Below are 25,357 nucleotides of genomic sequence, written 5' to 3'. Positions count from 1 at the left end.
CGGCCGGTCGACGGCGTCGATCAGTCGCGGAAGTTGTTGAAGTCGAGCGGGGTGTCGGTCACGTCCTTGCGCAGCATCGCGATCACGCTCTGCAGGTCGTCGCGCTTGGTGCCGGCCACGCGCACCGCGTCGCCCTGGATGCTCGCCTGCACCTTGATCTTGCTGTCTTTCACGAGCCTGACGATCTTCTTCGCGAGATCGCCGGTCACGCCCTTCTTCACGGTGACGACCTGCTTGACCTTGTCGCCGCCGATCTTTTCGACCTTGCCGTAGTCGAGGAAGCGCACGTCGACGTTGCGCTTCGCGAGTTTGCTGATCAGTACGTCCTTGACCTGCCCGAGCTTGAAATCGTCGTCGGCGAACAGCGTCAGCTCGCGCTCCTTCTGCTCGACGCGCGCGTCGGAGCCCTTGAAGTCGAAGCGCGTCGAAATTTCCTTGTTCGACTGCTCGATGGCGTTTTTCACTTCGATCATGTTCGCTTCGGAAACGACGTCGAACGATGGCATGGCATTCTCCCTTGAGGTGCGGGCGCCCGGCTCGCGCGCGGGTACTCGCTATAATTGCGGACTGTTTGCCATTTTACCGATGCCCCTCCGTTTGCCCAAGGCCGGCCATGCGCGCGCCTGGCGGACGTGACCGCCAATGCCGATGCCCCCTGACGAATCCGCCCTGTCGCTGCTTCCCGACCATCCGCTCGCCGCACACAACACGTTCGGCATTGCCGCGAACGCGCGCTTCGCCGCGCGCATCACGCACGCGGCGCAGTTCGAGGCGCTGCACCGCGACCCGCGCGTCGCGTCGCTGCCAAAGCTCGTGCTCGGCGGCGGCAGCAACGTCGTGTTCACGCGCGATTTCGACGGCGTCGTGCTGCTCGACCAGATCGCCGGCCGCCGCGTCGTTCATGAGGACGACGATGCGTGGTACGTCGAGGCCGGCGGCGGCGAGACCTGGCACGAATTCGTTGCATGGACGCTCGAGCACGGAATGCCCGGCCTCGAGAATCTCGCGCTGATTCCGGGCACCGTCGGCGCCGCGCCGATCCAGAACATCGGCGCGTACGGCCTCGAGATGAAGACGCACTTCCACTCGCTGCACGCAATCGAACTCGCGACCGGACGCACCGAACGTTTCGATGCGGCGCGCTGCGCATTCGGCTATCGCGACAGCTTCTTCAAGCGGGACGGGCGCGGCCGCTTCGCGATCGTCGCGGTGACGTTCCGGCTGCCGAAGCAATGGACGCCGCGGCTCGGCTACGCGGACGTCACGCGCGAGCTCGACGCGCGCGGCATCGCCCCCGATGCCGCAACGCCGCGCGACGTGTTCGACGCGGTCGTCGCGATCCGTCGCGCGAAGCTGCCCGACCCGCTCGTGCTCGGCAACGCCGGCAGCTTCTTCAAGAATCCGGTGATCGACGGCGCGCAGTTCGATGCGCTGCGCGCGCGTGCGCCGGACGTCGTGTCGTATCCGCAGCCGGACGGGCACGTGAAGCTCGCGGCCGGCTGGCTCATCGATCAGTGCGGCTGGAAGGGGCGCGCGCTCGGCGCGGCGGCCGTGCACGACCGGCAGGCGCTCGTGCTGGTGAATCGCGGCGGCGCGACGGGGGCCGACGTGCTCGCGCTCGCGCGCGCGATCCAGGCCGACGTGCGCAAGCGGTTCGGCGTCGAGCTCGAGCCCGAGCCGGTGTGCATGTAACGCGGTCGCCCGCGCCGGCTTCACCCACGCAAACAAAAAGCGCCGATCGATGACCGGCGCTTTTTTTTTATCCGCGCGCGTGCGCGCGGGCGGTTGCCGCGATTAGTGCTTGAGGCGGCCGAGCAGCAGGAACTCCATTAGCGCCTTCTGCACGTGCAGGCGGTTTTCCGCCTCGTCCCACACGACGCTCTGCGGGCCGTCGATCACGCCGGCCGTCACTTCCTCGCCGCGATGCGCGGGCAGACAGTGCATGAAGAGCGCGTCCGGGTTCGCGTGACCCATCATTTCCTCGTCGACGCACCAGTCGGCAAACGCCTGCTTGCGTGCGTCGTTCTCGGCTTCGAAGCCCATGCTCGTCCACACGTCGGTGGTGACGAGATCGGCGCCCTTGCACGCTTCGTTCGGATCGTCGAACACTTCGTAGAACGGTGCGCTGTCCGGCGACACGAGCTTCATGTCGAGCGCATAGCCAGGCGGCGTCGACAGGCGCAGCTTGAAGCCGAGGATCTGCGCGGCTTCGATCCAGGTGTACAGCATGTTGTTCGCATCGCCGACCCACGCGACCGTCTTGCCGGCGATCGGGCCGCGGTGCTCGTAGTACGTGAAGATGTCGGCGAGCACCTGGCACGGGTGGTATTCGTTGGTCAGCCCGTTGATCACCGGCACGCGCGAATTCTGCGCGAAGCGTGTGATCACGTCCTGTTCGAACGTGCGGATCATGATGATGTCGACCATCCGCGAGATCACCTGCGCGGAATCCTCGACGGGCTCGCCGCGGCCGAGCTGCGTGTCGCGCGTGCTCATGAACACCGCGTGGCCGCCGAGCTGGAAGATGCCCGCTTCGAACGACAGCCGCGTGCGGGTCGAGCTCTTTTCGAAGATCATCGCGAGCGTGCGGTCGTGCAGCGGGTGATAGGTCTCGTAGTTCTTGAACTTGCGCTTCAGGATACCCGTGCGTTCGAGCACGTACTCGTAGTCTTCCAGCGAGAAATCCTTGAACTGCAGGTAGTGACGAATGGTTTTGGCGGTCATGAAACGAAATACGGCGGGTCGGGACCGGCAGCGAGGCCGGACGGCGCCGCCGTCGGATGTGGATAACTCAAAGCAGCATAAAGGATTTTCCGTGCTTTGACGAGCCGCGCGCAGAAGCGGGGAGCGATCGCGACGGGCGGCGGCGCGCGTCGGAAGAGGGGCCGCGGGACGACGCGCGATGCCGCGCTGCGGTATAATTCAAAAGTTTTCTCCAGCCCGGCAGGCAAGCCGTTTCGCGCACTGCCGGACACAAGCCGTGCGCTGCACAAATCCGGTGCGGCGCGTCGGCGGCGCGCATCGACAGCCTGTTTTCGGGATATCGACGCGCATCTGCCGCTGTCCATTCCAGCTTTGTGTTCGCGTACCCAGGCGCCGTCGCCTGGACATCGCCGGGCCGTCACTTGGGTAACCACATGGCTGAAACCCCTCCGACCGAATTCTTCATCCAGGGCATCACGAAAGACGGGAAAAAGTTTCGCCCGAGCGACTGGTCGGAGCGTCTGGCCGGCGTGATGGCCTGCTTCGGGCCCGGTGCGAGCGGGCCGAACGCGCGTCTGAAATATTCTCTGTACGTGCGCCCGACGATGCTCGGCGACCTGAAATGCGTGATCCTCGATTCGCGGCTGCGCGATATCGAGCCGATGGCATTCGATTTCGTGCTGAACTTCGCGAAGGACAACAACCTCGTCGTTACCGAGGCATGCGAGTTGCCGGACTACAACGACAAGAAGTGAATCCGGCGGGGGCGAGCGCGCACGATGCGGGTTCGCCCGGTGGCCTCCGGCGCAGCGATGCCCGGACGACGCATGCAAAAAAGCCCGCCTAGGCGGGCTTTTTCGTGATCGCAGGAAACAGGAGCGCCCGCCGAAGCGGGCACGCCGGATTTACGCTGCTGCCTGCAGGCCCTTGACGGCTGCGGCGAGGCGGCTCTTGCTGCGAGCGGCCTTGTTCTTGTGAACGATCTTCTTGTCGGCGATCGTGTCGATCGTCTTCACGGCAGCCTTGAACAGCTCGGCAGCCTTTGCCTGGTCGCCGGCTTCAACAGCCTTGCGAACCGACTTGATCGCGGTGCGGAATTTCGAGCGCAGCGCCGAGTTGTGCGAATTTGCCTTCGCGGCTTGGCGGGCGCGCTTGCGTGCTTGTGCGGAGTTAGCCATGACGGTTCCTTATCCTGTCCTGTTTCCAGAGCTTGGAGCCTGACGGCCAAGCGCTGCTTTTCGATCCGTCCCCTGAGAACGATTGCCCAGGGGCGCATAAAAAAACGGTGATTTTAACCGAGGCCGAGACATGAAAACGACAGGCGCCGTGCATGTAACAGGCTCAGAAACCGGCGATTATAGCAACAAAATCAAGCGCGTGGCAAGTCCGACGTGACGTCGGGTGCTCAGGCGCGAGGGCGGCGTTTGGGCTTTTCGGCGTCCGTCCGTGCCGGGACACGCAACGTCCGTATAATAAGCGCCCCATGAATCTATTCCGAGCCCTGCTGACGGTCAGCGGCTTCACGCTGCTGTCGCGCGTGACCGGACTGGCCCGCGAGACGCTGATCGCCCGTGCGTTCGGCGCCAGTCAATACACCGACGCGTTCTACGTCGCCTTCCGCATTCCGAACCTGCTGCGCCGCCTGTCCGCCGAGGGTGCGTTCTCGCAGGCGTTCGTGCCGATCCTCGCCGAGTTCAAGAACCAGCAAGGCCACGATGCGACCAAGGCGCTCGTCGACGCGATGTCGACCGTGCTCGCGTGGGCGCTCGCGGTGCTGTCGGTCGTCGGCATTGCCGGCGCGTCGTGGGTCGTGTTCGCGGTCGCGTCCGGCCTGCATACTGACGGGCAGGCGTTCCCGCTCGCGGTCACGATGACGCGGATCATGTTCCCGTACATCGTGTTCATCTCGCTGACGACGCTCGCATCCGGCGTGCTCAACACTTACAAAAGCTTCTCGCTGCCCGCGTTCGCGCCGGTGCTGCTGAACGTCGCGTTCATCGCCGCGGCCGTGTTCGTTGCGCCGCACCTGAAGGTGCCGGTATTCGCGCTCGCATGGGCAGTGATCGTCGGCGGCGTGCTGCAGTTCGCCGTGCAACTGCCGGGCCTGAAGAAGATCGACATGGTGCCGCTGATCGGGCTGAACCCGCTGCGTGCGCTGCGCCATCCGGGCGTGAAGCGCGTGCTCGCGAAGATGGTGCCCGCGACGTTCGCGGTGTCGGTCGCGCAGCTGTCGCTGATCATCAATACCAACATCGCGTCGCGGCTCGGGCAGGGCGCGGTGTCGTGGATCAACTATGCGGATCGCCTGATGGAATTCCCGACCGCGCTGCTCGGCGTCGCGCTCGGCACGATCCTGCTGCCGAGCCTGTCGAAGGCGCACGTCGACGCCGATACGCAAGAGTATTCGGCGCTGCTCGACTGGGGGCTGCGCGTCACGTTCCTGCTCGCGGCGCCGAGCGCGCTTGCGCTGTTCTTCTTCGCGACGCCGCTCACCGCGACGCTCTTCAACTACGGCAAGTTCGACGCGCACACCGTCACGATGGTCGCGCGCGCGCTCGCAACCTACGGGATCGGCCTCGTCGGCATCATCCTGATCAAGATCCTCGCGCCGGGCTTCTACGCGAAGCAGGACATCAAGACACCGGTGAAGATCGCAATCGGGGTGCTGATCGTCACGCAGCTGTCGAACTACGTGTTCGTGCCGCTGATCGGCCACGCGGGCCTCACGCTGAGCATCGGCGTCGGCGCGTGCCTGAACTCGCTGCTGCTGTTCTTCGGGCTGCGCAAGCGCGGCATCTATCAGCCGTCGCCGGGGTGGCTGCGCTTCTTCGTGCAGCTGGTCGGCGCGGCGCTCGTGCTCGCGGGCCTGATGCGCTGGTGCGCGATCAACTTCGACTGGACGGGCATGCGCGCGCAGCCGCTCGATCGCATCGCGCTGATGGCCGCGTGCCTCGTGCTGTTCGCTGCACTATATTTCGGTATGTTGTGGGTGATGGGCTTCAAATACGCTTACTTCAGAAGGCGCGCCAAGTGACGACCGCAATGACCCGCGTTCTCGACTACTTCAGCACGCTCGTGGCGGACGACGACAGTCTGCCCGTCACGGAAACCGCGCTGTCGCTCGCGCAGGACGCCTATCCCGACCTCGACCTGCAGGGCACGCTGGCCGAACTCGACATGCTGGCCGCGCGGCTGCGCCGCCGGCTCACCGACGATGCGGACCTGAAGGACCGCGTCGCCGCGCTGAACGAGTTCTTCTTTCGCGAACTCGGCTTCGCCTGCAATCACAACGATTACTACGACCCCGATAACAGCCATCTGAACGCGGTGCTGAAGCGGCGTCGCGGGATTCCGATCTCGCTGTCGGTGCTGTACCTGGAGCTCGCCGAACAGATCGGCGTGCCGGCGCGCGGCGTGTCGTTCCCCGGCCACTTTTTGCTGCGCGTGACGCTGCCGGACGGCGACCTGATCATCGACCCGACCAACGGCCATTCGCTGTCCGAAGCCGAGATGGTCGACATGCTCGAACCGTACGTCGCGCGCGCGGCAGGCGCGGTCGACAGCGCGTTGCGCGCGCTGCTTCAGCCGGCCACGAGCCGCGAGATCATCGCTCGGATGCTGCGCAACCTGAAGACGATCTATTTGCAGACGGAGCGCTGGCAGCGCTTGCTCGCGGTGCAGCAGCGGCTCGTGATTCTGCTGCCGGAGCAGCTCGACGAAGTGCGCGATCGCGGCTTTGCGTATGCGCGGCTCGACTACCTGCGCCCGGCGCTCGAGGATCTGGAGCAGTATCTCGGCGAGCGCCCCGACGCGGAAGACGCGACCGTCGTCGAATCGCAGGTGACCGAACTGCGGCAGCGGATGCAGCGCGACGCCGACGATTGAGCCGCCGCCGGAAGCCCGCACCATGAAGAACGCCTGCATCGCAGGCGTTTTTTGTTTGCAGTTGTTTGCACTTATTTCGGCTGCATCCGGATCGCGCCGTCGAGGCGGATCACTTCGCCGTTGAGCATCGGATTCTCGAGGATCTGGCGCACCAGCAGCGCGTATTCGGCCGGCTTGCCGAGCCGCGGCGGGAACGGCACCATCGCGGCGAGCGCGTCCTGCACATCCTTCGGCATGCCGAGCAGCATCGGCGTCTCGAACAGCCCGGGCGCGATCGTCATCACACGGATGCCGCTGCGTGCGAGATCGCGCGCGATCGGCAGCGTCATGCCGGCGACGCCAGCCTTCGACGCCGCATATGCCGCTTGGCCGATCTGCCCGTCGTAAGCCGCGACCGACGCCGTGCTGACGATCACGCCGCGCTCGCCGCCGCCGTCCGGCGTGGTCGCGGCCATCGCGGCGGCGGCGACGCGGATCATGTTGAAGGTGCCGACGAGATTCACGTTGATCGTCTTCGCGAACACGTCGAGCGGATGGGGGCCGTCCTTGCCGACGGTCTTCGCAGCAGGCGCGATGCCCGCGCAGTTCACGAGCCCGCGCAGCGTGCCTGCGTGCGTCGCCGCGTCGACCGCGGCCTGCGCGTCGGCCTCGCTCGACACGTCGCAGCGCACGAACACGCCGCCCAGTTCGGACGCGAGCGCCGTGCCGGCCGCTTCGTTCAGGTCGGCGAGCACGACGTTGCCGCCGGCCTGCGCAAGCATGCGGGCCGTTCCCGCGCCGAGGCCCGATGCGCCGCCCGTGATCAGAAAGACGTTGCCGCGAATCTCCATCACTGTCTCCTTGGTTGGTCCGATGCCGGTCGATCGGAGGGTGCGCGCGCGGCGTCGCGTCACGGCGCCCGTGCGTCCGATCGATTGTACGGGCCGCCGCCGCGTGGGGCGACAGCGACACGGCGATGCGAATCCTGCCGCGCGAATCGGATCGAGTGGACGAAAAAAAGCCGCCCGGCAAGGGCGGCTCGCGCGTGCACGACGCGGTGCGTCGGTGCTTACTTCAGTGCGTCGAACGCACGCTCGCGGATTTCGTCCACGGTGCCGAGGCCGGAGATCTTGCGATACTGCGGGGCCTTCAGCCCGTTTTCCTCGCCGCGCTGCGCCCAGTCGCCGTAGTACGTGATCAGCGGCTTGGTTTGCGCCTCGTACACCTCGAGACGCTTCTTGACGGTTTCTTCCTTGTCGTCGTCGCGCTGGATCAGCGGTTCGCCCGTCACGTCGTCCTTGCCCTCGACCTTCGGCGGGTTGAACTTCACGTGATACGTGCGGCCCGATGCCGGGTGCGTGCGACGGCCGCTCATGCGCTCGATGATCTCCGAGAACGGGACGTCGATTTCGAGCACGTAGTCGATCGCGACGCCTGCTTCCTTCATCGCGTCAGCCTGCGCGATCGTGCGCGGGAAACCGTCGAACAGATAGCCGTTCGCACAGTCGGCTTCTTTCAGGCGCTCCTTCACGAGCCCGATGATCAGCGCGTCCGGCACGAGCTTGCCGGCGTCCATGTAGCCCTTTGCCTCGACGCCGAGCGGCGAGCCTGCCTTGACGGCCGCGCGCAGCATGTCGCCGGTCGAGATCTGCGGGATGCCGAACTTTTCCTTGATGAAGTTTGCCTGGGTGCCCTTTCCCGCGCCGGGCGCGCCCAACAGGATCAAACGCATGGTGATATCTCCAGTATGTAGATTCGTCTGGCGAGACGCAAAGCGTCGGCGACAGCGTGCGCGGGGCTTGTCTGCCGCGCGGCGCACCGGTCTGACGCGGCGCGCGGCGAAAAGCGGCGCGCGGCTGCCGGGGCGGGCCGTGGCGGGTCAAGCGAGAACGCGCGGGTCGCGGACGGCTCGCACAATCGCCTGATTATGCCACGGGTTATTTTGAACCCGGCCGAAAAAGGGCCTGCACGCGAGCGAGATCAGCCGGCGTGTCGATCCCCGCTTCGGGCGCATGCTCGGTGATCCGCACCGCGATGCGTTCGCCGTGCCACATCGCGCGCAGCTGCTCGAGCTGCTCGGCCTGCTCGATCGGAGCCTGCGCGAGCGACGGATACGTGCGCAGGAAACGCGCGCGATACGCATAGAGGCCGATGTGGCGATGGACCGGAAACGCCGGTGCGGGCATCGATGCGACGTCGGGCCAGTGCGGCTGGTACGCGTCGCGGCTCCACGGAATCGGCGCGCGCGAGAAGTACATCGCGACGTTGCGCGCGTCGAGCGCGACCTTCACGATGTTCGGGTTGAACACGTCGGCCGCGTCATGGATTGGATGCGCGGCGGTCGCGATCGCGCAGTCCGGATGCGCGGCGAGGTGCGACGCTACGTCGCGCACCAGTTCGGGGTCGATCAGCGGTTCGTCGCCCTGCACGTTGACGACGACGGTGTCGTCGCTCCACCCGAACGTCGCGGCGACTTCCGCGAGCCGGTCGGTGCCGGACGGATGGTCGGCGCGCGTGAGCACCGCGTCAAAGCCGTGCTCGCGTGCCGCATCGAGCACGCTCTGTGCGTCGGATGCGACGAGCACCTGCTGCGCACCCGCTTCGCGCGCGCGCTCGGCGACGCGCACGACCATCGGCTTGCCGCCGAGATCGGCGAGCGGCTTGTTCGGCAAGCGCGTCGACGCGAGCCGGGCAGGAATGACGGCGATGAAGGGTTGCGAATGAGTCATCTGGACTGGGCGGGGGGAAAGGCAGGGACGAGGCCGGCGGTTTGAGCGGCCGGCACGTTTGGCGCGCCCGGCGCGGCCGCGGAAATCCCGAGGCCATGCGCCGGTGCGGCGGCGTTCAGCTGGCCGGACCGGCCGGATCGACCGGCGTGCCTTCGACGGTCTGCCGCGCTTCGTCGACGAGCATCACGGGGATGCCGTCGCGGATCGGATACGCGAGCTTGTCCGCGTTGCAGATCAGCTCCTGCGCGGCGCGGTCATGGTGGAGCGGGCCTTTGCAGATAGGGCACACAAGGATTTCAAGCAGGCGAGCGTCCACGGAGTTTCTCCACAACGAGGGCAATGAGGCGAGGATCGAGCGCGGCTTCGACGGGGACGACCCACAGCCGAGCATCGCGCCAGGAAGCGCCCAATTTTACTGCATCCTTCTCGGTGATCAGGATCGCGTCGACCGCGTCGTCGACGAACGGATTGTCGGCGAACGCGTAATGGTCGGGCAGCGCGCGGGTCGCCGGCGCCAGGCCGGCCGCGCGCAATGTCGCGAAGAAGCGTTCCGGCGCGCCGATCCCCGCCGCGGCGAGCACGCGCTCGTTCGCGAACTGCGACAGCGGGCGGCGCAGCGCCGGCTGGTCGAGATGCCATGCGGCGCCCGGCGTCAGCGCGAGCGCGTAGGTGTCGGGCCACGGCGGCAGTGCGCCGCTGTACGGATCGTTGACGAGCGTCGCGTCGCGACGGCGCGACAGCGGCTCGCGCAGCGGGCCCGCGGGCAGCAGGAAGCCGTTGCCGCCGAGCCGGTGATCGAACACGACGAGCTCGACGGTGCGCGCGAGGCGATAGTGCTGCAGGCCGTCGTCGCTGACGATCACGTCGACGTTCGGATGCGCGGCACGCAGCGCCTGCGCGGCGGCGACGCGGTCCGGGCACACCCACACCGGCGCACCGGTGCGGCGCGCGATCAGCAGCGGCTCGTCACCGGCCGCGCTCGCGCGCGATGCCGGCGTGACCGCGGTCGGTGCCTGCACGTTCGCGCCGTAACCGCGCGATACGACGCCCGGCGTGAAGCCGGCCGCGCGCAACGCATCGACGAGCGCGATCACGGTCGGGGTCTTGCCGGTGCCGCCGACGGTCACGTTGCCGACCACGACGACGGGCACGCCGACGTCGACCGGCTTTTTCCAGCCTTGCGCGTACGCGGCGCGGCGCAGCGCCGCGCACGCGCCGAACACGCACGCGAGCGGCGTGAGCGCCCATGCGAGCGCACCGCGCCGCTGCCATTCGCGCGTGAGCCGCGCTTCGAGGCGCGCGAGCGGGCCGCCGGGCGCGCTCATCGGGCCGGACGCGGCGCGCCGTGCGCCGCGACGTGGGACGGATTCGTCAACACGGATTCTCCGTTGGGCGGCACTTGCCGCAAGGTGTTCGGAAGGCGGCACTCTAGCGTGCCGCACGCGGGCGCGGCAAGCGGCCTCCGTGACAACGACGAAGGGGCCGGATCGGCGCGCACTGTGGATAACTCTGTGAAAAACTCCGCGCCCGTGAGCGCCAGATGCCCGCCGGACGGACATCGTGTCGGAAGTGAAGAATGCCGTAAGGTTTAAAAGTTCATTGAAATCAATGTGTTATGGGGAATCGTCTGGATTTTCCCGCGGTTTTCCAAGGTTTTTGCTGGACGATTGACAGAGTGTGGACACATTCCGGGTGCAGCAACGCCCGAACGTCGGCGCTGGACGCCGCGCGCGCGTCGGACTATCGTGTCGCCGCCAGCATTCATTCGACCGCCCATGCTTTCCGACTCTCCCTTTTCCGCTCCCGGCGCGACCCGCGGCGGTGACGAAGTGATTCCCGTTTCGGCGCTCAATCGCGCGATTTCGTCGATGCTCGAGCGCTCGTTTCCGCTGCTGTGGATCTCGGGTGAAGTGTCGAATTTCACGCGCGCCGCGAGCGGTCACTGGTACTTCTCGATCAAGGACCAGCAGGCGCAGATGCGTTGCGTGATGTTTCGCGGCCGTGCGCAGTATGCGGAATTCACGCCGCGCGAAGGCGACCGGATCGAGGTGCGCGCAGTCGTCACGATGTACGAGCCGCGCGGCGAAGTGCAGCTCAACGTCGAGGCCGTGCGGCGCACCGGTCAGGGGCGTCTGTACGAGGCATTCCTCCGCCTGAAGGCGCAGCTCGAGGCCGAAGGACTCTTTGCGCCCGAACGCAAGCGGCCGCTGCCGGCCCATCCGCGCGCAATCGGCATCGTCACGTCGCTGCAGGCCGCCGCGCTGCGCGACGTGCTGACCACGCTCGCACGCCGCGCGCCGCACATTCCGGTGGTCGTCTATCCCGCGCCCGTGCAGGGGGCCGGCTCGGCGGAGAAACTCGTCGCTGCGGTGCAGACGGCGAACGCGCGGCGCGAGGTCGACGTGCTGCTCGTCTGTCGCGGCGGCGGGTCGATCGAAGATCTGTGGTCGTTCAACGACGAAGCGCTGGCGCGTGCGATCGCGGCGAGCGAACTGCCGGTCGTCAGCGGTGTCGGCCACGAAACCGATTTCACGATCGCGGATTTCGCAGCCGACTTGCGCGCGCCGACGCCCACCGGCGCAGCGGAGCTCGCGAGCCCGCAGCGCGCCTTGCTGCTGCGCGAGCTCGGCGATCGTCAGCGCGCCCTGGCGCGCTGTCTGGAGCGCGGGCTCGAGCAGCGTGCGCAGCAGCTCGACTGGCTCGCGCGCCGGCTCGTCAGCCCGGGCGAACGGCTGAAGCGGCAGCGCGTTCACGTCGAGCAGCTCGCGGTGCGGCTCGCGTCGGCGGCGTCGCGGCCGGTGCGCGATGCGCGTGCGCGTTTTGCGCTCGCGCAATTGCGCTGGCAGCGCGCGCGGCCCGACCCGACGCAGGCGCGGCATGCACTCGCCGGGCTGTCGCAACGTCTTGCGCTCGCGCTGCAGCGCCGTCACGAGCGCGACACCGCGCGTGTGTCGGCGTGCGCGGCTCGGCTCGAGGTGCTGAGCCCGCAGCGCACGCTCGAGCGCGGCTATGCGGCGCTGATCGACACGCAGACCGGCCGAGCGGTGCGGGCGCCGAGCGCGCTGAAGCCGCAGCGCCGGCTGACCGTCCATCTCGCCGAAGGCTCGGCCGACGTGTCGCTCGCCGACGTGCAGCCGCGCCTGACCGATACGATCTGACGACACCGCGTAAGCGAAACGAAGGTCGCGCGCGCGGCCGCCCACCGGCGCGTCGCGGCGCGCCCGGGAATGGATGCTGCGCGCGGCCGTGTCGTCCTGTCGGGTGAAGCGCCAGCACCGATTTTCTGCATACCGCGGATAAATACCCGTGAGTTTGCGGGGATATTCGGAGTCGCCTACAATCGGACGCTCGGCAGCATTCAACACAGCCTCCCTACATACTCAACGAAGGAATCGCCATGGCTCATACGCTCCCGCCGCTCCCGTACGCTGAAGACGCACTCGCGCCGACCATCTCGAAAGAGACGATCGAGTACCACTACGGCAAGCATCACCAGGCTTATGTGACGAACCTGAACAATCTGATCCCGGGCACGGAATTCGAAAACCTGTCGCTGGAAGAGATCATCAAGAAGTCGTCGGGCGGCATCTTCAACAACGCCGCGCAAATCTGGAATCACACGTTCTTCTGGAACAGCCTGTCGCCGAACGGCGGCGGCGCACCGTCGGGCGCGCTGGGCGACGCGATCAACGCGAAGTGGGGTTCGTACGACGCGTTCAAGGAAGCGTTCACGAAGGCAGCAGTCGGCACGTTCGGTTCGGGCTGGGCATGGCTCGTGAAAAAGGCCGACGGCTCGCTCGACATCGTGTCGACCAGCAACGCCGCCACGCCGCTGACGACGGCCGACAAGCCGCTGCTGACGATCGACGTGTGGGAACACGCTTACTACATCGACTACCGCAACGCACGTCCGAAGTTCGTCGAAGCGTTCTGGAACATCGTGAACTGGGACTTCGCAGCGAAGAACTTCGCGTAAGTCCACGCGCGCTGCGCGCCGCCGCGGCGCGCAGCGCGTCGAGAAAAAGCCCTCATTTCGAGGGCTTTTTTGTTTTTGCCCGCCGCGGCGACGATTGCCGGATCACGCGATCATCGTCGACGCCCACCCGAGCGCCGCGCTTGCGATCACGACGGCCCATGGCGGCACGCGCCAGAACACGAGCGCAACGAATGCGACGAGCGCCGCCGCGAAATCACTCGGCGCGACGATCGTCTCGCTCCACACCGGGTAATAGAGCGCGGCGAGCAGCAGTCCGACGACGGCTGCATTCACGCCCGCGAGCGCTGCCTGCATGCGCGCGCTTCGGCGCAAGCGTTCCCAGAACGGCGCGGTGCCCGCAACGAGCAGAAACGACGGCGCGAAGATCGACACGAGCGCGATCGTCCCGCCGATCCAGCCGTTCGGCGCATCGCGCAGCGACGCACCGAGGAACGCGGAGAACGTGAACAGCGGCCCCGGCACGGCCTGCGCGACGCCGTAGCCGGCGAGGAACGCCGAATCGCCGATCCAGCCGGGCGTGACGACCGCGGCCTGCAGCAGCGGCAGCACCACGTGTCCGCCGCCGAACACGAGCGCCCCGGTGCGGAAGAACGCGTCGACGACGGCGAGCGCATGCGAATGAAGCGCAGCCGCGGCGATCGGCAGCGCGACGATCAGCGCGGCGAACAACGCGAGCCACAGCACGCCCGCGCGGTGCGACACATGCAGCGGCAACGGATCGTGCGCGCCGCTCGCGAGCCGCGGCAACAGCATGAGGCCGGCTGCGCCGGCCGCGACAATCACGACGACCTGCAGCCACGCGGCCGGCACGAGCAGCGCGATGCACGCCGCGATCGCCATCAGCGTCACGCGGCGGGCATCGGGGCACAGTGTGCGCGCCATCCCCCATACCGCCTGCGCGATCACCGCGACCGACACGATCCTCAGCCCGTGCAGCGCGCCGGCTGCCACCGGCATGCCCGTCGCATGCACGCCGATCGCAAACAGCATCATCAGCAGCGCCGACGGCAGCGTGAAGCCGAGCCATGCGGCGAGCATGCCCGCGTAGCCGGCGCGCGAAAGACCGATTGCCATTCCGACCTGGCTGCTCGCCGGCCCAGGCAGGAACTGGCACAGCCCGACGAGATCCGCGTATGCGCGTTCGGTCAGCCAGCCGCGACGCGTGACGAACGCATCGCGGAAATAGCCGAGATGCGCGACGGGGCCGCCGAACGACGTGAGCCCGAGCCGCAGGAACGCGACGAACACGGGCCATGCATGGCGGGAAGGAGCGGTGACAGTCGATGTGCTCAAGTGCGTGTGCAGGAAAGGGCCTGAGGAAAGCGGTGCGAGCCGTCACGATAGCGCGATGCGATGACGGCGCAAACCCGGCGTTGCAGCGCCGTTGTATTCGCGACGTTGGCGCGTAATTGGTGCTGCGTCAGCTCGTGCGATCGGGCAACCCGCTCGCGCGGCGCAGTGCGTCGACGTCGACGAGTTCGATCTCGCCGACGTGCAAGCGCACGACGCCGTCTGCCTCCAGCGCCTTCAGCAACTGGTTGGCGGTCTGCCGCGTCAGCGACAGCATCGCCGCGAGCTTCTCCTGCGACAGCCGAATACGGGTGCGGCCGGCGCTGATCCCGCCATATCCGTCGGCGATCATCAGCAGCCGCGCGGCGAGCCGTTGCGCGGCGGGCATCACGCTCATCGATTCGACGGTCAGGAAGCTGAGACGCAGCTTTTGCGCCATCAGCAGCGCGAACTGCCGCCAATATTGCGGTGTCGCGTCGAGCATCGCGAGCAACTCGGCCTGCGGCACGTGCAACAGCAGCGTGTCGTCGAGCGCGATCGCATCGTGCGTGCGCGGCTGGCCGTCGAACAGCGCGATCTCGCCGAACCACGTGACGGGTTCGGCAACCGTCAGCAGCGCTTCCTTGCCTTGCGGATCGACCGCGCCTATCGTCACGGAACCGGCCAGCACCGCATACAGCCCGCACGGCGGATCGCCGCGCCGGAACAGCGCGTGGCCGGCGGGCAGGCGCCGCAACGTCGCGCGGGCGAGCAAGGCGTCGCGCAACGCGGACGGTAGCGCGGCGAACCACGGGCTCGCTTCGATCTCCGGCAAGTAGGGGGCAAGCTGCGACGGCATGGGCAGGCGATGTCGGGTAGCTGACAGAGGTTCTCGGGTTTGACGCGCATGATAGCGCTCAATGATCGTCCAGGAGACGCGATGAAAACGCTCGAAGATCACCTTTCCCAGTATGCGGCTTACCATCGCGACGCGCGCAACATCGCGACGCATCTGGTCGGCATCCCGATGATCGTGTTCGCGGTCGAGGTGCTGCTGTCGCGGCCGGCGCTCGGTACGCTGGCCGGCGTCGCGCTGTCGCCGACGCTCGTGCTCGCCGCCGCGTTCTCGGTGTTCTACCTGCGGTTGGACCTGCGTTTCGGCGTCGTGATGACCGCGCTGTTCGCGCTCGGGCTGTGGGCCGCGCAGACGCTCGCGCTGCGGCCGACCGCGCAATGGCTCGCAATCGGCATCGGCGCGTTCGTGGTCGGCTGGGTCGTGCAGTTCGTCGGGCACTGGTTCGAGGGACGCAAGCCGGCGTTCGTCGACGACCTGGTCGGCCTGATGGTCGGGCCGCTGTTCGTCGTTGCCGAAGTTGCGTTCTTCGCAGGCCTGCGCGGCGACGTGCGTCGCGAAGTCGAGCGGCGCGCGGGCCCCGTGCGCGGCGGCGCGCATTCGCATGTGTGACGCGCCGGCCGGGGCGTACGGCACGCGATTCCTGTGAACCGGTTGATGTCGGGCGCCGCCGCGGCCGGCCGGGGCTCGTGCTCGTTGTGGTCAATCGGCGCGTGACGATGCGGCGGCGGCCTGGCCGGCGTGCGGCGCGCCGCACCACGCGCGACGCGCAACGGCTAAGATGCGGGGTGCGTCATTCGACGTACACATCCGCGGAGTAACCGCCATGGCAGATCGCCTGACCCTCGATGCCTACGAAGCCCATGCCGCGCAATACGCGCAGGACTGGCTCGACCAGGCCGCCCCCGACGACATGTATGCGCTGCTCGAGCAGCATTTCTCTCCCGGGCCGACGGCCGACGTCGGCTGCGGCGCGGGGCGCGACACAGCGTGGCTTGCGTCGCAGGGATTCGACGTGCGCGGCTACGACGCGAGCGCCGCGCTGCTCGCCGAGGCGCGCTTGCGGCACCCGTCGCTCACGTTCGAGCTGGCCGCGTTGCCGGCGCTGGCCGGCGTGCCGTCCGGCGCATTCCGGAACGTACTGTGCGAGACGGTCGTGATGCACCTGGAGCCTGCCGATGCGGCTGCGGCGGCGGCCCGGCTCGCCGCGCTGCTGATGCCGGGCGGCACGCTGTACCTGAGCTGGCGCGTCGGCGGAAACGGCACGCTGCGCGACGAGCGCGGCCGCTTGTACACGCCGCTCGATGCGGCGCGCATGCGTGCGGCGCTTGGTCCCGGCATCCGCGTGATCGACGAACATGAGGTGGTCAGCGCCGCGTCCGGCAAGCGCGTGCATCGGCTGATCGCGCGTCGCGACGACGCCACCCCGGCCGCAGCGGGCGCCGCGTGAGCGCGGCGCGGGGCTTCATTCGCGGCTGAGCGCCGCTTCCCAGTTGATGTCCACGCACAGCACCTGCATGCCGGCCGCGGCCGGCGCGGCGATCGACGCGGTCACGCACAGATGCGCCTCGTTGATCGACAGGTACGGCGGCGTCAGGTGCACGCGGCCCGGCGCGCGCATTGCGTGAATGAAGTAAGGCCGGCGTTCCCAGCTCGCGCCTTCCGAGTGCAGCAGCGGTCGAAAGCGCTTCGCCCGCTGCGATACGCTGCCGCGCGCGAGCACGTTGTCGCCGATCTGGCGGCCCGATGCATCGAGCAGGAAGCAGCGCGCGGTTTCCGGCAAGCCGAGCACGGCGCCGGCGGCGTCGATCAGCGTTTCTCCGGCCGCGAGCTTCTGGCTCGCTTCCTCCAGCGCGGCAACATACGGCGCGAGGCGTTCGGCCTGCGTGCGTTCGCGCTGCGCGACACGCAGCCGCAACGCGGCCGACAGCGTATCCATGCAACCCGCGGCCGCCTGCGGTTGCACCGGGTCGACGCTCGGCCCCGCAAAATACTGCCCTTGCACGAAATCGACGTCGCATTCGAGCGCGATCAGCGCGTCGCGCTCGGTCGACAGGCCGCCCATCAGCACGAGTTGGCCGGATTCGTGCAGCAGCGACACGAGCCCCGGCAGCACGCGCTCCAGATGTGAGTGCTCGCTCGCCTGCGCGAGAATCCCGCGGTCGAGCGTGACGATGTCGGGGTGCAGGTGCCACACGCGGTCGATGTTCGAGTGCTTCGCACCGAAGCCGCCAAGCGCGATCAGGAAGCCGGCCTTGCGCAGCCCGTCGACGATCGCTGCATAGCGCGGCGTTTCGCCGCCCGCCTGTTCGGGCACCTCGAGGACCACGCGATGCGGCGGCAGGCCGAGTGCCTTGAGGTTGGCGAGCAGCGCATCGCCGTAGACGGTGTCCATCAGCGCGGCCGGGTGCAGGCTCAGGAAGAGCCATTCGTCGTGGCTGTCGAACGCATGGAAGTTGCCGAGATGCAGCGATTCGGCGAGCCTGCCGAGTTCGAGCAGGTCGCCGCGCCGCGCCGCCTGCGTGAATACCTCGTGCGACGCGACCTGGCGGCCGTCCTCGTCGTGCGCGCGCAGCGACGCGTGGTAGCCGATCGCGCGGCGGTGCGACACCGAGAAAACGGGCTGAAACACGCTGAACACGGTGTATGCGCCGTACAGCACGGTGCGCCGCTTGCCGTCGTCGCCCGCGACGGGGCGGGGCGGCTGGAAGCCGGGGGGATCGATGTCGATCATGCTCATGATGTCGGCCGAAGGAATACTGCAAGTTTACCTACAGAATAGGCCAGCAAGAAGCATGCACGGCAGCGTATCGCGTGCGGCTGCCCGCCGCAGCCGTCCCCCGTCCGCCGAAGCGCCGCGCGGCGCAGCGCCGCTGCACCGACATGGTGCGCGCCGCGCCGCGCCGCCGTGGCCGCTGCACCGGCGCGCATCGCGCACATTACGTGCATGCCGGGGTCATGCGCGTTCGGAAGGATCGGTCTTCTGCTGCGCGCGGCCGCGGATCTCGGGCGCGAGCTGTGCGAAGATCCACGCGGACGCTGCCGTGATGATCCCGACGCAGATGAAGGTCGCGTGGAATGCGGGCAGCGTGTTGCTCGGCGTAACCGTGCGCAGCATGCCGGTGAAAGTCGCCAGCAGTGCGCCCGCGACCGTGACGCCGAGGCTCATCGACAGCATTTGCACGAGCGAGAACAGGCTGTTGCCGCTGCTCGCGCCGCCCGTGCCGAGATCCTTCAGCGTCAGCGTGTTCATCGCGGTGAACTGCATCGAGTTGAAGCCGCCGAACAGCGCGAGGTGGACGACCTTTACCCAGACCGGCACCGTGTCGCGCATCAGCGCGAAGCTCGCCATCATCACGCCGACCATGATCGTGTTCGCGAGCAGCACCTTCCGGTAGCCGTGCCGGGTGATCAGGTGCGTGATGATCCGCTTCGAGAACATCCCGGCCGCCGCGACCGGCAGCATCATCAGTCCCGCCTCGAACGCCGAATAGCCGAGGCTCACCTGCAGCAGCAGCGGAATCAGGTACGGCATCGCGCCGCTGCCGATCCGCGCGAACAGGTTGCCGAGCAGCCCCACGCTGAACGTGTGGATCTTGAACAGCTCGAGCGAGAAGATCGGCTGCGGCGCACGCACCGCGTACAGCCCGTATGCGACGAAGCACGCGAGGCTCAGGATCAGCAGCACGAGCACGGCCGCGTGCTGCATTCCGAGATCGGCGAGGCCGTCGAGCGACAGCGAGATCGCCACCATCCCGATCGTCAGCAGCAGATAGCCCTTGATGTCGAAGCGGCCGACGGCCGGATTGCGCGCGTCCGGCATCGAGTAGAAAGTCGCGACGCAGCCGGCGATGCCGACCGGCACGTTGATCAGGAAAATCCAGTGCCATGACGCGATCTTCACGAGCCAGCCGCCGAGCGTCGGCCCGATCAGCGGTCCGATCAGCCCGGGTATCGCGACGAACGACAGCGCGGGCAGATAGCGTTCCGCCGGAAACGTGCGTAGCACGGCGAGCCGTCCGACCGGCAGCAGCATCGCGCCGCCGACGCCCTGCACGACGCGGAACGCGACGAGCTGTTGCAGCGTATGCGCGTTCGCACACAGCAGCGAACCGAGCGAGAACACCAGGATCGCGCTGAAGAACACGCGCCGCGTGCCGAAGGTGTCGGCGAGCCAGCCCGACACCGGGATCATCACCGCCATCGTCAGCGAGTATGCGATCACGACCGACTGCATTCGCAGTGGCGATTCGCCGAGGCTCACGGCCATCGACGGCAGTGCCGTGTTGACGATCGTCGCGTCGAGCGTTTGCATGAAGAAGCCCGTCGCAACGAGCCAGAGCATTACGGTGAGGTTCTTTTCGCCGGGAGCGGCGGCGGGGGGGCTTTGGAACATGACGGGGCCGGTGGCGCAAGACAGCCGTCATTGTAGGCAAAGCTGCCGTGCCGCGCAGGAGGGGGGGCGCCCGCGTGTCCCCGGCCCACCCGATCAGGCGGACGCCCGTCCGTCCGCGGGCCGGTACAGTTCAGCCAAAAGTCTTCGAAGGCGTATCTGTCCGCTTGCTGCCGCCGTCCGAAATACTGGTGCCATCGAACCCACGCGATCTGGAGGCGGCCATGCGCGAATTGCGACTCTACGAGATGGACGGCAACGAGCCGGCCGGACGCTGGCGGATCGTCGATCGCACCGTGCTGCAGGTCGCGGACGGCGGCCTGTGGGCGACGGTCGAAGGCCGGCCGGACGATCATTGGCTGCGCGCCGGCGAGTCACTGCTGCTGGAGCCCGGCATGCGCGTGTGGATCAGCGCGGCTGCGGGCGGCGCGGTGTTCGCGTTCGGCCCGCAGGCGGCGCCGGCCGTGCAGGTGGCCCCTACGGCGTGGCGCCGGCTCGCCGCGTGGCGCGGCGGCCGCCCTCAGGCGGCCGCGACGCTGCCCACGTAGCGCGCGCGAGGCCGAATCAGCTTGCCGTCCGCATATTGTTCTAGCGCATGCGCGATCCAGCCGGCTGTGCGGCCTGCCGCGAACAGCGTGAACGCGGCGCCGTCCGGCAGCGCGAGCGTGCGTTCCAGCACCGCAAGCGCGAAATCGATCGTCGGCCGCAGCCCCGTCGCCGTCTCGACGCGAACGGCAAGTGCGCGGGCCATGCGTAGCGGCGCGCGGTCGGGCACTGCGGCGTGCAGCGCATCGAGCAGCGCGCGAGCGCGCGGATCGCCGTCGGGATAGAGCGGATGCGCGAAGCCGGACAGCACCGTGCGCGCACCGTCGGCCCGCTCGTCGTGCGCGACGCGCAGCGCGAGATAGCGGTCGAGATCGGCGGCGCGCGCCGCTTCGTCGAGCAGCGCGCCCGCGCGGAACGTCTCGCCGCCGTGACGCGGGCCCGACAGCGCCGCGAGTCCGCCGGCGACCGCGCCGAACAGATGCGTGCCGGTCGATGCGATGCAGCGCACCGCAAAGGTCGACGGGTTCAGTTCGTGATCGGCGCACAGCACGAGCGCGCGGCGCAGCAGGTCCGCTTCGTCGCGCCGCCGAATGCGCCACGCGGCGGCGAGTTGCCGATGCACGGGCGCGTTGCCGGGGGCGGCGCCCGCGAGCGCGGCTGCCGTTATGCGCAGCAGCAGCGCGGCCGTATCGAACTGCGCATCGCGCTCCAGCGCCCAAAGGCGCGGCAGCGATGCAGCGGCGGCGGGCAGCAGCACCAGCGCGCGCTCGAGCGGTGGCAGATGCATCCACCGACGAGTCCAGTCGCCCCACTGGGCGGCGTCGAAGCCGCCAGCCGCAAGCGACGTCGCCGCGAGCCGTGCCGGCGGACAATCCCATAATCGGGCGGCCGTTTCTTCGAGCGTCGCACTGTTCGCGAGCACGACCGCATCGACGCCGCGATAGCGCAGGCGGCCGTCGGCAATCTGCGTGATTCGCGACTCGAGCACCGGCACGCCCCAGTCGAGCGAACGTTCGGCGACGCCGCCCGCGCGTTTCGCATCGGCGCGGCGACGCGCGAGCAGACGCACCTCGTCCGCGTCGTAGCGGCGGCGCTTGCTCGCACCGTCGGGCAGCGAGCGCAGCAGGCCACGGCTCACGTACGCGTAAAGGGTGCTCACGCTGACACCAAGAATGCCGGCGGCTTCCGGTGCGCTGACTGACGTCATGCCGATCGCTCCTGTCGGGGCGCATGAAGCGCGGCCCGGTTACAACTATTCGTTATGCATTGATTCCCGCGATCAAGATTGATCGCACGTGCAGCGGATTCTAGACTCGTTTGCGTGTTCACGACGGCTATCCACCATGACACCCGAATTCGCATTGACCCGCTTGTGGCAGCTCGCGCGCGGCGAGGCCGGCGCACTCGCACGCGTGACCGTGACGGGGCAGGACCCGACGCTCCCGTCGACGTTCCATGTCGGCACGCTCGCCGCGGCGACGATCGCCGCGGCCGGCCTTGCGGCGGCCGAATGCCATCGCCTGCGCTCGGGTGTCGCGCAGCGCGTCGACGTGTCGGTGCGCGACGCGCTCGTCGCATTCCGCAGCGAGCGCTACCTGCGGGTGGACGGCGGGCCGCCGCCCGAGCCGCGCCATCCGGTGACGGGTTTCTACGACACCCGCGACGGGCGCTGGATCCAGCTGCATGCGAATTTTCCGCATCACCTGCACGGAATTCTCGACGTGCTCGGCTGCGGCCCGCAGCGCGACGACGTTGCGACGGCGATCCGCACGTGGGACGGCGCGATACTCGATACCGCGCTGGCCGACGCGGGGCTCTGCGCGGCATTGATCAGAAGCCCTGAAGAATGGGCCGCGCACGAGCAGGCGCGTGCACTTGCTTCGCTGCCGCTGTTCGAGATAGAACGGATCGGCGACGCGCCCGTCGAGGCGATCGGACGCGGCGAGCCGGACCAGCCGCTCGCGGGCGTGCGCGTGCTCGATCTCACGCGCATCATCGCGGGGCCGGTCGCGGGCCGCACGCTGGCGTCGCACGGTGCGCAGACGCTGCTCGTCAACGGCCCGCACCTGCCGAACATCGCATCGCTCGTGATCGACAACGGGCGCGGCAAGCGCTCGACTTGGATCGACCTGCGCGATGCCGCAGGCATCGCCGCATTGCGCGAACTTGCACGCGGCGCGGACGTGTTCCTGCAGGCGTACCGTCCCGGCGCGCTCGCGGCGCGCGGATTCTCGCCGCAGGCGCTCGCCGAGTTGCGGCCGGGCATCGTATGCGTGTCGGTGTCTGCGTATGGCCACGCGGGGCCATGGGCGATGCGGCGCGGCTTCGACAGCCTCGTGCAGTCGGCGAGCGGCATCGCGTGGCAGGAGCAGCACGCTGCGCACGCGGACGGCCCGCGCCATCTGCCTTGCCAGGCGCTCGATCATGCGACGGGCTATCTCGCGGCGTTCGGCGCGATGATCGCGCTCGCGCGCCGCGCGACGGAAGGAGGCAGCTGGCATGTGCGCCTGTCGCTCGCGCAGACGGGGCGCTGGCTGCAATCGTTCGGTGCGGTACCGGACGGCCTGCACGCAGCGGATTTCACGGCTGACGACGTGCGGGACCGGCTCGACCGGACCGCATCGCCGTTCGGCATGATCGATGCCGTGCGTGCGGCCGAGCGCCTGTCGGCAACCCCGGCGCGATTCGTGCGGCCGCCCGTGCCGCTCGGCACCGACGCTGCGCGCTGGCTGTAGGCGGGGCCGCCTGGCAGCGCGCGCTACTTGCGCAGTTCGACGACGAAATCGTAGTAGTCGTTGCGGCAGTAGGTGTCGGTGAGCTCGATCGCGCGCTGGTCGGCCGTATAGCCGATCCGCGTGATCAGCAGCAACGCGTCGTGCGGTGCGATGCCCATCTGCTGCGCGATCTCGTCGGTTGCATTGACTGCGCGGAAATGCTGCAGCGCGCGTACGATCGGCGTGCCGCGCGCTTCGAGATAGCTGTACAGCGAACCGGCGATTGCCTGCGGATCGGGAATGAGGGTGGCGGGGAACGTCGAGTTCTCCACCGCCATCACGATGCCGTCGGCGAGGCGCAGGCGCTTCAGCCGTGTAACGGATGCTGCCGGCGACAGGCCGAGTTGAATTACTTCGTCGCGGTTCGCCGGCTGGATCTCGCGTTCGAGCCATTGCGAACTCGGCTTGAAGCCACGCCGCTCGAGCATCTCGCTGAAGCTCGACAGGCGCGACAGCGGATCCTCGTAGCGCGGCTGGATGAAATTGCCCGCGCCTTGCGTGCGGCGGATCAGGCCTTGCTCGACGAGCAGCGCGATCGCCTTGCGTGCGGTAATGCGCGACACGCCGAGCGCTTCGGACAGTACGCGTTCGGACGGCAGCGCCTCGCCGGCTGCCCAGCGATTGTCGTGGATCGCGTCGCCGAGCTTGCGCGCGAGCTGCAGATAGAGCGGCGTGTCGTTGTCGGGGTCGGGGCGCAGGTCCTGCCAGCGGTCGTCCGTGGGTGCCTTCATGGAATGGGTATCGATCAGGTTGCCGGCCATTCTAAGTCATCACACGGCGCCGTTATAGCCGGTTTTTGCCGTGCGATAGGCGGGCAGCGCCCCGATTGACTACACTGGCCCATGCTTCGGCCGCGGTGCGCGGCCGTCTATCCGACGTGAGGAGCGCATGACAGACACGATCGCCACGGTCGTCCTGCCGGACGGCGAAACGATTCCGAAGCTTGGCCTCGGGACTTGGGAAATGGGTGAGCGGCCTGCGCGGCGCGCGGACGAAATCGCCGCACTGCGCGAAGGGATCGCGCTCGGGATGACGCTCGTCGATACCGCCGAGATGTACGGCGACGGCGCGACCGAGGAACTCGTCGGCGAAGCGTTGAGCGGCCTGCGCGACGACGTGTTCGTCGTCAGCAAGGTCTATCCGCATCATGCGAGCCGGCGCGGCGTGGTCGCCGCGTGCGACGCGAGCCTCAAGCGCCTGCGCACCGATCGCATCGATCTGTATCTGCTGCACTGGCGCGGCTCGGTGGCGCTGGAGGAGACGGTCGAAGGCTTCGAGTCGCTGCGGCGTGCCGGCAAGATCCGTCACTGGGGCGTCAGCAATTTCGACACGGCCGATATGGTCGAACTCGTCGACGAAGCGGGTGGTGGTGCGTGTGCGACCAACCAGATCCTCTACAACCTCGCGCGCCGCGGCCCGGAATTCGACCTGCTGCCGTGGCTTGCCGATCACCGCATCCCGGCGATGGCCTACAGTCCTGTGGACCACGGGCGGCTGCCGCAGCGTTCGCCGCTTGATGAAATCGCGCGTCAGCGAGGCGTTTCGGTCATGCGTGTCGCACTCGCGTGGGTGCTGGCGCAGCCGCACGTGTTCGCGATTCCGAAGGCATCGCGAATCGAGCACGTCCGCGACAACCGCGCGGCGCTCGACGTCGTGCTCAGTGATGACGAGCGCGCGCAGCTGGACGGGTACTTCCGTCCGCCGCGCAGCAAGCGCGCGCTCGAAATGCTCTGACAGCATCGGGTCAGGCGGTGCGTCGGTCAGTGGCCATGGCCGCCGTTACCGCCGGCGCTGCCGCTACCGTTGCCATTGCCGACGCCGTTGGCGCCACCGTTGCCGGCGCCGCCGCTCCCGTTGCCGCTGCCATTGCCACCACCGTTACCGTGGCCGCCGGTGCCATGACCGCCGCCGCCGGAGCCGCCGCCGGAACCGCCGCCGGAACCGCCGCCGGAACCGCCGCCGGAACCGCCGCCGGAACCGCCGCCGGAACCGCCGCCGGAACCGCCGCCGGAACCGCCGCCGGAGCCGCCGCCGGAGCCGCCACCCGAACCACCGCCGGAACCACCGCCGGAGCCGCCACCCGAACCACCGCCGGAGCCACCGCCGGAACCGCCACCGGAGCCGCCACCGGAACCGCCACCGGAGCCGCCACCGGAGCCGCCACCGGAGCCGCCACCGGAGCCGCCACCGTGACCGCCGCCGGAGCCGCCGCCGGAGCCGCCACCGGAG

At 68.3% G+C, this 25,357-nt stretch carries 26 protein-coding genes; 11 read left to right on the top strand and 15 right to left on the bottom strand.

The genetic code is table 11. The annotated features are described in order from the left end of the window. Window positions 1–20: 20 nt before the first annotated feature. Window positions 21–506, bottom strand: a complete 486-nt coding sequence (locus tag KDW55_RS27400) for a YajQ family cyclic di-GMP-binding protein (protein ID WP_040141621.1) — start codon at window positions 504–506, stop codon at window positions 21–23. Between the two features lie 136 nt (window positions 507–642). Here KDW55_RS27400 and murB point away from each other — a divergent pair, with 136 nt between their 5' ends. Next, entirely contained in the window at window positions 643–1,692 is a 1,050-nt protein-coding gene (gene murB / locus KDW55_RS27395) for a UDP-N-acetylmuramate dehydrogenase (RefSeq protein ID WP_212161678.1), read from the top strand. A gap of 102 nt (window positions 1,693–1,794) precedes the next feature. On the opposite strand, the gene argF is transcribed toward murB, so the two are convergent. Continuing rightward, complete coding sequence (argF, locus tag KDW55_RS27390) at window positions 1,795–2,724, bottom strand: ornithine carbamoyltransferase (RefSeq protein WP_040141614.1); 930 nt, start codon at window positions 2,722–2,724, stop codon at window positions 1,795–1,797. A 413-nt stretch (window positions 2,725–3,137) separates the two neighbouring features. Here argF and KDW55_RS27385 point away from each other — a divergent pair, with 413 nt between their 5' ends. Next, window positions 3,138–3,458, top strand: a complete 321-nt coding sequence (locus tag KDW55_RS27385; protein WP_011885815.1) for a DUF3579 domain-containing protein — start codon at window positions 3,138–3,140, stop codon at window positions 3,456–3,458. Between the two features lie 150 nt (window positions 3,459–3,608). Here KDW55_RS27385 and rpsT read toward each other — a convergent pair whose 3' ends face one another. Beyond that, a complete protein-coding gene (gene rpsT, locus KDW55_RS27380; RefSeq protein ID WP_006482211.1) occupies window positions 3,609–3,881 on the bottom strand; it encodes a 30S ribosomal protein S20 in 273 nt (90 codons plus the stop codon). A 305-nt stretch (window positions 3,882–4,186) separates the two neighbouring features. On the opposite strand from rpsT, the gene murJ reads away from it, so the two are divergent. After that, window positions 4,187–5,737 carry a murein biosynthesis integral membrane protein MurJ gene (gene murJ, locus KDW55_RS27375; RefSeq protein WP_040141609.1) on the top strand — a complete coding sequence of 517 codons (1,551 nt, stop codon included), beginning with the start codon at window positions 4,187–4,189 and terminating at the stop codon, window positions 5,735–5,737. Window positions 5,738–5,745: 8 nt separating this feature from the next. Beyond that, entirely contained in the window at window positions 5,746–6,588 is an 843-nt protein-coding gene (locus tag KDW55_RS27370) for a SirB1 family protein (RefSeq protein ID WP_040144784.1), read from the top strand. A 71-nt stretch (window positions 6,589–6,659) separates the two neighbouring features. Here the strand turns inward: KDW55_RS27370 and KDW55_RS27365 are convergent, their stop codons facing one another. The 5 genes from KDW55_RS27365 to lpxK all read right to left on the bottom strand — a co-directional run bounded on the left by KDW55_RS27365 (window position 6,660) and on the right by lpxK (window position 10,621). Then, the gene (locus KDW55_RS27365; protein ID WP_059547954.1) at window positions 6,660–7,418 is read right to left on the bottom strand and encodes an SDR family NAD(P)-dependent oxidoreductase; all 759 of its coding nucleotides are present in this window, start codon (window positions 7,416–7,418) and stop codon (window positions 6,660–6,662) included. A 218-nt stretch (window positions 7,419–7,636) separates the two neighbouring features. Beyond that, the gene (adk, locus tag KDW55_RS27360) at window positions 7,637–8,299 is read right to left on the bottom strand and encodes an adenylate kinase (protein ID WP_059547956.1); all 663 of its coding nucleotides are present in this window, start codon (window positions 8,297–8,299) and stop codon (window positions 7,637–7,639) included. 205 nt (window positions 8,300–8,504) lie between these two features. Continuing rightward, on the bottom strand, window positions 8,505–9,296 hold the full coding sequence (gene kdsB / locus KDW55_RS27355) for a 3-deoxy-manno-octulosonate cytidylyltransferase (RefSeq protein ID WP_040141603.1): 792 nt from the start codon (window positions 9,294–9,296) through the stop codon (window positions 8,505–8,507). A 115-nt stretch (window positions 9,297–9,411) separates the two neighbouring features. Continuing rightward, window positions 9,412–9,612 carry a Trm112 family protein gene (locus KDW55_RS27350; RefSeq protein WP_040141600.1) on the bottom strand — a complete coding sequence of 67 codons (201 nt, stop codon included), beginning with the start codon at window positions 9,610–9,612 and terminating at the stop codon, window positions 9,412–9,414. Beyond that, window positions 9,593–10,621 carry a tetraacyldisaccharide 4'-kinase gene (lpxK, locus tag KDW55_RS27345; protein WP_040141598.1) on the bottom strand — a complete coding sequence of 343 codons (1,029 nt, stop codon included), beginning with the start codon at window positions 10,619–10,621 and terminating at the stop codon, window positions 9,593–9,595. Before lpxK ends, KDW55_RS27350 begins: the two co-directional genes overlap by 20 nt. Before the next feature lie 450 nt (window positions 10,622–11,071). On the opposite strand from lpxK, the gene xseA reads away from it, so the two are divergent. After that, window positions 11,072–12,454, top strand: coding sequence for an exodeoxyribonuclease VII large subunit (xseA, locus tag KDW55_RS27340; protein ID WP_040141594.1), 1,383 nt, complete (start codon window positions 11,072–11,074; stop codon window positions 12,452–12,454). Window positions 12,455–12,693: 239 nt separating this feature from the next. Beyond that, window positions 12,694–13,272: a superoxide dismutase [Fe] gene (sodB, locus tag KDW55_RS27335; protein WP_040141592.1), complete on the top strand. Its 579-nt coding sequence runs from the start codon at window positions 12,694–12,696 to the stop codon at window positions 13,270–13,272. Window positions 13,273–13,374: 102 nt separating this feature from the next. Here sodB and chrA read toward each other — a convergent pair whose 3' ends face one another. Further along, window positions 13,375–14,586, bottom strand: coding sequence for a chromate efflux transporter (chrA, locus tag KDW55_RS27330; RefSeq protein ID WP_069241680.1), 1,212 nt, complete (start codon window positions 14,584–14,586; stop codon window positions 13,375–13,377). A 127-nt stretch (window positions 14,587–14,713) separates the two neighbouring features. Then, complete coding sequence (locus tag KDW55_RS27325) at window positions 14,714–15,421, bottom strand: Crp/Fnr family transcriptional regulator (protein ID WP_040141587.1); 708 nt, start codon at window positions 15,419–15,421, stop codon at window positions 14,714–14,716. An 81-nt stretch (window positions 15,422–15,502) separates the two neighbouring features. On the opposite strand from KDW55_RS27325, the gene KDW55_RS27320 reads away from it, so the two are divergent. Continuing rightward, complete coding sequence (locus tag KDW55_RS27320) at window positions 15,503–16,027, top strand: Mpo1-like protein (protein WP_212161679.1); 525 nt, start codon at window positions 15,503–15,505, stop codon at window positions 16,025–16,027. 214 nt (window positions 16,028–16,241) lie between these two features. Further along, window positions 16,242–16,865, top strand: coding sequence for a methyltransferase domain-containing protein (locus tag KDW55_RS27315; RefSeq protein WP_040141583.1), 624 nt, complete (start codon window positions 16,242–16,244; stop codon window positions 16,863–16,865). A 15-nt stretch (window positions 16,866–16,880) separates the two neighbouring features. Here KDW55_RS27315 and KDW55_RS27310 read toward each other — a convergent pair whose 3' ends face one another. Both KDW55_RS27310 and mdtD read right to left on the bottom strand, forming a co-directional pair. Next, window positions 16,881–18,155 carry an EAL domain-containing protein gene (locus KDW55_RS27310; protein WP_040141582.1) on the bottom strand — a complete coding sequence of 425 codons (1,275 nt, stop codon included), beginning with the start codon at window positions 18,153–18,155 and terminating at the stop codon, window positions 16,881–16,883. Between the two features lie 216 nt (window positions 18,156–18,371). Beyond that, on the bottom strand, window positions 18,372–19,811 hold the full coding sequence (gene mdtD / locus KDW55_RS27305; protein ID WP_209824544.1) for a multidrug transporter subunit MdtD: 1,440 nt from the start codon (window positions 19,809–19,811) through the stop codon (window positions 18,372–18,374). Between the two features lie 221 nt (window positions 19,812–20,032). Between mdtD and KDW55_RS27300 the strand changes: the two genes are divergently transcribed. Further along, the gene (locus KDW55_RS27300; protein ID WP_040141578.1) at window positions 20,033–20,356 is read left to right on the top strand and encodes a DUF2917 domain-containing protein; all 324 of its coding nucleotides are present in this window, start codon (window positions 20,033–20,035) and stop codon (window positions 20,354–20,356) included. Here KDW55_RS27300 and KDW55_RS27295 read toward each other — a convergent pair. Then, on the bottom strand, window positions 20,329–21,561 hold the full coding sequence (locus tag KDW55_RS27295) for a citrate/2-methylcitrate synthase (protein WP_069241676.1): 1,233 nt from the start codon (window positions 21,559–21,561) through the stop codon (window positions 20,329–20,331). The two genes, KDW55_RS27300 and KDW55_RS27295, sit on opposite strands and share 28 nt — an antisense overlap. A gap of 136 nt (window positions 21,562–21,697) precedes the next feature. Here KDW55_RS27295 and KDW55_RS27290 point away from each other — a divergent pair, with 136 nt between their 5' ends. Further along, complete coding sequence (locus tag KDW55_RS27290) at window positions 21,698–23,089, top strand: CoA transferase (protein ID WP_069241675.1); 1,392 nt, start codon at window positions 21,698–21,700, stop codon at window positions 23,087–23,089. 23 nt (window positions 23,090–23,112) lie between these two features. Here KDW55_RS27290 and KDW55_RS27285 read toward each other — a convergent pair whose 3' ends face one another. After that, entirely contained in the window at window positions 23,113–23,859 is a 747-nt protein-coding gene (locus tag KDW55_RS27285; protein WP_040144783.1) for a GntR family transcriptional regulator, read from the bottom strand. A 157-nt stretch (window positions 23,860–24,016) separates the two neighbouring features. Between KDW55_RS27285 and KDW55_RS27280 the strand changes: the two genes are divergently transcribed. Next, window positions 24,017–24,862, top strand: coding sequence for an aldo/keto reductase (locus tag KDW55_RS27280; RefSeq protein ID WP_212161680.1), 846 nt, complete (start codon window positions 24,017–24,019; stop codon window positions 24,860–24,862). Between the two features lie 26 nt (window positions 24,863–24,888). Here the strand turns inward: KDW55_RS27280 and KDW55_RS27275 are convergent. Further along, window positions 24,889–25,357: hypothetical protein (locus KDW55_RS27275; RefSeq protein ID WP_212198115.1), on the bottom strand; the 469-nt coding region annotated here is incomplete at its 5' end.

The organism is Burkholderia sp. AU19243 (genome assembly GCF_018148075.1).
Classification (GTDB): domain Bacteria; phylum Pseudomonadota; class Gammaproteobacteria; order Burkholderiales; family Burkholderiaceae; genus Burkholderia; species Burkholderia latens_A.
Note: the sequence above shows the minus strand (reverse complement) of the source record. Positions and strands in the feature narration are given on the sequence as shown.

Coding starts and splice junctions, on each gene's coding strand:
- KDW55_RS27315 (WP_040141583.1), top strand. CDS start 16,242: ATGGCAGATCGCCTGACCCTCGATGCCTACGAAGCCCATGCCGCGCAA.
- rpsT (WP_006482211.1), bottom strand. CDS start 3,881: ATGGCTAACTCCGCACAAGCACGCAAGCGCGCCCGCCAAGCCGCGAAG.
- adk (WP_059547956.1), bottom strand. CDS start 8,299: ATGCGTTTGATCCTGTTGGGCGCGCCCGGCGCGGGAAAGGGCACCCAG.
- KDW55_RS27295 (WP_069241676.1), bottom strand. CDS start 21,561: ATGACGTCAGTCAGCGCACCGGAAGCCGCCGGCATTCTTGGTGTCAGC.
- KDW55_RS27320 (WP_212161679.1), top strand. CDS start 15,503: ATGAAAACGCTCGAAGATCACCTTTCCCAGTATGCGGCTTACCATCGC.
- mdtD (WP_209824544.1), bottom strand. CDS start 19,811: ATGTTCCAAAGCCCCCCCGCCGCCGCTCCCGGCGAAAAGAACCTCACC.
- KDW55_RS27290 (WP_069241675.1), top strand. CDS start 21,698: ATGACACCCGAATTCGCATTGACCCGCTTGTGGCAGCTCGCGCGCGGC.
- kdsB (WP_040141603.1), bottom strand. CDS start 9,296: ATGACTCATTCGCAACCCTTCATCGCCGTCATTCCTGCCCGGCTCGCG.
- KDW55_RS27280 (WP_212161680.1), top strand. CDS start 24,017: ATGACAGACACGATCGCCACGGTCGTCCTGCCGGACGGCGAAACGATT.
- murJ (WP_040141609.1), top strand. CDS start 4,187: ATGAATCTATTCCGAGCCCTGCTGACGGTCAGCGGCTTCACGCTGCTG.
- murB (WP_212161678.1), top strand. CDS start 643: ATGCCGATGCCCCCTGACGAATCCGCCCTGTCGCTGCTTCCCGACCAT.
- KDW55_RS27310 (WP_040141582.1), bottom strand. CDS start 18,155: ATGAGCATGATCGACATCGATCCCCCCGGCTTCCAGCCGCCCCGCCCC.
- KDW55_RS27285 (WP_040144783.1), bottom strand. CDS start 23,859: ATGAAGGCACCCACGGACGACCGCTGGCAGGACCTGCGCCCCGACCCC.
- KDW55_RS27365 (WP_059547954.1), bottom strand. CDS start 7,418: ATGGAGATTCGCGGCAACGTCTTTCTGATCACGGGCGGCGCATCGGGC.
- KDW55_RS27370 (WP_040144784.1), top strand. CDS start 5,746: ATGACCCGCGTTCTCGACTACTTCAGCACGCTCGTGGCGGACGACGAC.
- argF (WP_040141614.1), bottom strand. CDS start 2,724: ATGACCGCCAAAACCATTCGTCACTACCTGCAGTTCAAGGATTTCTCG.
- lpxK (WP_040141598.1), bottom strand. CDS start 10,621: ATGAGCGCGCCCGGCGGCCCGCTCGCGCGCCTCGAAGCGCGGCTCACG.
- sodB (WP_040141592.1), top strand. CDS start 12,694: ATGGCTCATACGCTCCCGCCGCTCCCGTACGCTGAAGACGCACTCGCG.
- KDW55_RS27325 (WP_040141587.1), bottom strand. CDS start 15,421: ATGCCGTCGCAGCTTGCCCCCTACTTGCCGGAGATCGAAGCGAGCCCG.
- KDW55_RS27385 (WP_011885815.1), top strand. CDS start 3,138: ATGGCTGAAACCCCTCCGACCGAATTCTTCATCCAGGGCATCACGAAA.
- xseA (WP_040141594.1), top strand. CDS start 11,072: ATGCTTTCCGACTCTCCCTTTTCCGCTCCCGGCGCGACCCGCGGCGGT.
- KDW55_RS27400 (WP_040141621.1), bottom strand. CDS start 506: ATGCCATCGTTCGACGTCGTTTCCGAAGCGAACATGATCGAAGTGAAA.
- KDW55_RS27300 (WP_040141578.1), top strand. CDS start 20,033: ATGCGCGAATTGCGACTCTACGAGATGGACGGCAACGAGCCGGCCGGA.